The organism is Rhodobacter aestuarii, assembly GCF_900156655.1.
In the GTDB taxonomy this organism is placed as follows: Bacteria; Pseudomonadota; Alphaproteobacteria; order Rhodobacterales; family Rhodobacteraceae; genus Rhodobacter; species Rhodobacter aestuarii.
In genome coordinates, this window is sequence record NZ_FTOG01000026.1 from 1 (window position 1) to 3,902 (window position 3,902).

At 58.2% G+C, this 3,902-nt stretch carries 5 protein-coding genes; 3 read left to right on the forward strand and 2 right to left on the reverse strand.

Annotated features, from left to right (window positions below; translation table 11 throughout):
* Window positions 1–399: 399 nt before the first annotated feature.
* On the forward strand, window positions 400–897 hold the full coding sequence (locus BW967_RS18295; RefSeq protein ID WP_076486552.1) for a MarR family winged helix-turn-helix transcriptional regulator: 498 nt from the start codon (window positions 400–402) through the stop codon (window positions 895–897).
* A 259-nt stretch (window positions 898–1,156) separates the two neighbouring features.
* Here BW967_RS18295 and BW967_RS18300 read toward each other — a convergent pair whose 3' ends face one another.
* Window positions 1,157–1,999: an EAL domain-containing protein gene (locus BW967_RS18300; RefSeq protein ID WP_076486554.1), complete on the reverse strand. Its 843-nt coding sequence runs from the start codon at window positions 1,997–1,999 to the stop codon at window positions 1,157–1,159.
* Window positions 2,000–2,599: 600 nt separating this feature from the next.
* On the opposite strand from BW967_RS18300, the gene BW967_RS18305 reads away from it, so the two are divergent.
* Complete coding sequence (locus tag BW967_RS18305; RefSeq protein ID WP_076486559.1) at window positions 2,600–3,205, forward strand: cytochrome b/b6 domain-containing protein; 606 nt, start codon at window positions 2,600–2,602, stop codon at window positions 3,203–3,205.
* 20 nt (window positions 3,206–3,225) lie between these two features.
* Here the strand turns inward: BW967_RS18305 and BW967_RS18830 are convergent, their stop codons facing one another.
* On the reverse strand, window positions 3,226–3,435 hold the full coding sequence (locus BW967_RS18830; protein ID WP_146168732.1) for a hypothetical protein: 210 nt from the start codon (window positions 3,433–3,435) through the stop codon (window positions 3,226–3,228).
* 138 nt (window positions 3,436–3,573) lie between these two features.
* On the opposite strand from BW967_RS18830, the gene BW967_RS18310 reads away from it, so the two are divergent.
* Entirely contained in the window at window positions 3,574–3,807 is a 234-nt protein-coding gene (locus BW967_RS18310) for a hypothetical protein (RefSeq protein WP_076486557.1), read from the forward strand.
* Window positions 3,808–3,902: the final 95 nt, after the last annotated feature.

Below are 3,902 nucleotides of genomic sequence, written 5' to 3' on the forward strand. Positions count from 1 at the left end.
CCGGCGGGCGCAAGAAATACCGCTGCCTGAAAGCAACCTGCCAAGCCTGCCCATCGAAGGAGATTTGCTGTCCGAAAGCCGATGCGCGATACGTCGCATTCGGTTTGCGCAGATAGGGCACCCGAGTTCGGGAGCTTTCAGTCTCGCCGTTCACAATGTCCTTAGCCTTAGGCATGCAAGTCTCTCCAATGTAATTCGGCACACTAACTATAATGAGATTGCAAAAACTTCAAGGCACGAAGCATTTTTTTCAAAAATCGGCATATTTTTGGAGTTTAAACGGAATTCCGCAACGCAGACCAAAGCACTCCGGGAGAGTCGATAGTTCACCTTGCGAAGCTATTTGAGCAGATCGTTAGGGAATTGAAGCATCTGCCGCTTTGTGCGAGATTCCCAGCGATGAGCGTCCCCCACCAAAACAGAACCGACGATAGCTTGATTGCCCTGCGCCGAATCCTGCGGGCGACGGAGTTGTATTCGCGCGAATTGGCGCAATCAGCGGGGCTGACGCCCGCTCAGTTGCGGGTGCTTCAGATCCTCAAGTCCAAAGACGGGGCCGCTACACCCAAGGAATTGGCAACTCAGATGGGCGTCTCACAAGCCACCGTCACCGCGCTGGTGGATAAGATCGTGGCGCGCGGCATGGCCGAGCGCATTCGCTCGCAGACCGATCGTCGCCAGACAAATGTGGTGATCTTAGACGCGGGTCACACCGCCATCGACGAAGCCCCCGACGCGCTGCAGCAGCGCTATGTCCGCGCGTTTGAAAAGCTTAAGGATTGGGAGCAGGCCCAGCTTCTAGCCTCACTGGAACGGGTCGCCGCGATGCTCGACGCCGACGATATCGACGCCTCGCCGGTTCTGACCGTCGGCGAAATCCGCGCCGTCAAACCTTAGCCTGACCCGAGCAACTCTGTGGTGCCTTGTTGGTTGCCTCAACGACGCGGGCCGCATCTTTCGCGCTTAGCCAGAGAGTGGTGCGAAGCAGACGATATCGCCCACATCATGCGTGTCATTTGAGAAAGTTATGATCCTGACCGATGCCAACAATGGCGCGTTGGTTCGTCTGACGCCGCAAAGATGATCGTTCCGCCAAGAGAGAACCAAGCGGCCAACTTTGCCGCGCCCGAATGCGGGATTAGCCCCGAATACGGAATTAGCAGTGCGCCAGCCGGGCCTCGGAGGTGTGCCAAGGCGGCCTGATCGTCGGGGCGCCGAAGTAATAGCCTTGCATGCAATCCATCCCGGCTTGCGCCAGCCACGCCGCATCTTCGGCGGCTTCCACCTCTTCCGCCACGGCGAACATTTGGAAATGCCGCGCAATCGACAAAAGCGCGTGGGTCAGAACTTGGTTGTCGGGATTGCGCGCAATACCCGAAATGAACTGGCCGGAAATTTTCAAGATGTCGAAGTGGAACTCACGCAGGTAGCGAAACGAGGTATAGCCCGCGCCGAAATCGTCGAGCGCGAAGGAAATGCCCTCAAGGTGCATCTCATTCATGAAGGCCAAAACGAGTTCGGGCATCGTCATTGCGGAGGATTCGGTGATTTCAAGGATCAGCCGTTCGCCCGCGGTGTCGTCGCGGGTCAGGCCACGGGTGAGAATCCGCATCCACTCAGGCCAGCCGATCGAGCGCGCTGACATGTTTACCGAAAGCCGCAGTGCCGGATTTTCGGCCAGCGCTGCGAGCCCCATTTCTAGCGCCAGACAATCGAGCGTCCGCCCGAGGTCACTGGTTTCGACGGTGTGGATGAAATCAATCGAAGGCACGACGCGCCCCGTCTCGTCTATGACCCGGATGAGCCCCTCGTAAAAGGCCGGGCGGTCGGGCTGGGCGGTTTGCACAATTGGCTGAAACGCCAGCAACACATCGCGCCGCTCAATCGCTTGGCGCACCATCGCGATGGTTTCGCGGTCGCGGCTTGAAACAGCGTAAGAAAGCGGGCTGGCCTCCGACAACTGAATCGGTTCGCGCGGCAGCGCGGGGAATTTTGTCATCGACCACTCCTGACTTTTACGATGCCAAGATAGGCGTGATCGGTCAATGACGCGTTAAACTCTTAAAATTCTAACAAATTTGGTTAAGGACTTCGGGCGCTTGAAACTGCAAGACTTTGCACAGCTAAGCCGCGCAGGAACCTGCCAGCCCGCGGCGGCGCAGCAACGGGCATCAGCATGAACCGCGCCTTAGGAGCGCCCCATGCACGCCGGGCAATCTGTGCGTCCTGAAGACCAAGGCGCGTCACACCACGCCAGAGGGCAGGTGATACAGGGCATATCCGTTTGTTTGACGATGATGACCTCACACGATGGTGCGCGCTTTGTGGCGATTACAGTCTGCATGTCGATCTCCTTTCTGAGGGGCTGTCGATTCGTTTCTGATATCGTTTTGTCGCAGCCCAGGATGACCTAGACCTGAAGCGCCGCTCTGCTTCCCGTCAGCTTGCCGTAAGGTCCAACGCCTAAAGCCATGCTCGCTCACGGCGGCGAGGTTATGGAGCCATTGCCACATGCGGGTCGTGGCGTCGGACAATCGCGGAAGAGCTTGGGAAAACTGAGATCCGCGTTTTGCGGCTTCAAAACGAGAAAGGCGGGAAGATGATAAAAGTCTGGGATCCTGTTATCCGGATATTCCATTGGGGATTGGCGGGCAGCTTTGCGATTGCATGGCTCAGCGCGGAGGAAGTTCAGCCGTTGCACGAGTTTTGCGGCTACACCGCCGCTGCTTTGGTGGCTGTGCGGGTGGTTTGGGGCTTTGTTGGGCCTCGCTATGCGCGGTTTTCGCAATTCGTACGGGGGCCGGGCGCGGTTATTGCCTATCTGAAAGCGATGATTGCCGGGCGCGAACGGCGCCACATTGGCCACAACCCGGCCGGGGCGGCGATGATCGTTGCGCTGCTGATCGCGATGGCGGGCACTGCTTGGACCGGGTGGCTGATGGCTGAAGCGCCCTCACAGGCGCGCGCGATGCTGCCGGCGCTTGTCACGCCCGCCTATGCCGATGACGAACGCGACGAGCATCATCGCTCTGGCAGCGAAGGGGCAATCAAGGACGTGCATGAAGCGCTGGCAAATTTGATGCTGCTTCTTGTTGTGCTGCATATCGGCGGCGTGGCTTTAGCTTCTTTGCGGCATCGCGAAAATCTGGCGCGGTCGATGGTGACGGGGCTGAAACGCCCTGCGGAGGCTGGTGATCTGGACTGACCCGCGTCAGAGATGTTCGATCACGGCACGAAAACCGTCAGGAAAGGTCGGATTTCATGCGCCGAGTGTTCAGGCTCGGCGCATGACAGCATGGCCCGCCATTTCGATGGTGTTGCCGCGCTGTGAGAAATGTCTTTCACGCCTGCGCCCGTTGCGAAGGCGACGGCCTGACCAACGTGCTCGGCCCCAAGCCGACCTTCGAGCGAGGCGCAGCTGATGGCCGGTTCCAACCATCAACCGTCGCCCTTTGGAGTTCGCGATGGTAAACGCCCTACGCCAAAGTCCAAAGGAGCGTTGTTCTGAGGCGATGCAGCGTCTTCCATTAAGAACAAGTCCGTGCATTCTGTTCGCAATGAAGGAGACCGGCCATGACGGAAGCGGACCGAGAGAAGATCAAGCTGCGCGCTGCCTACCTAAACGGGCTCGCTCTTATATTCTTTGGGATCGGAGGTTTTGGGCCCGCCTTTGCATTGCTCAACACATTTCAGTGGAAAAATCTCATACTTGCGTTGGTCTGGTTATGGGCTGGCGGCATGTCGAGTTGGGAGCTTCACCAGTTGGCGCAGCGCAAACTCGACGAACTATCGGTGACAGAACAGTGATCGGCCCAAAGCAGTCGATCGCGCCCCGCAGTGCTTTTTCGCGAAGCATCCGCTCAGGCAATGCGGAGCGATAGGCGCTCGCAGTCCAAAATGCT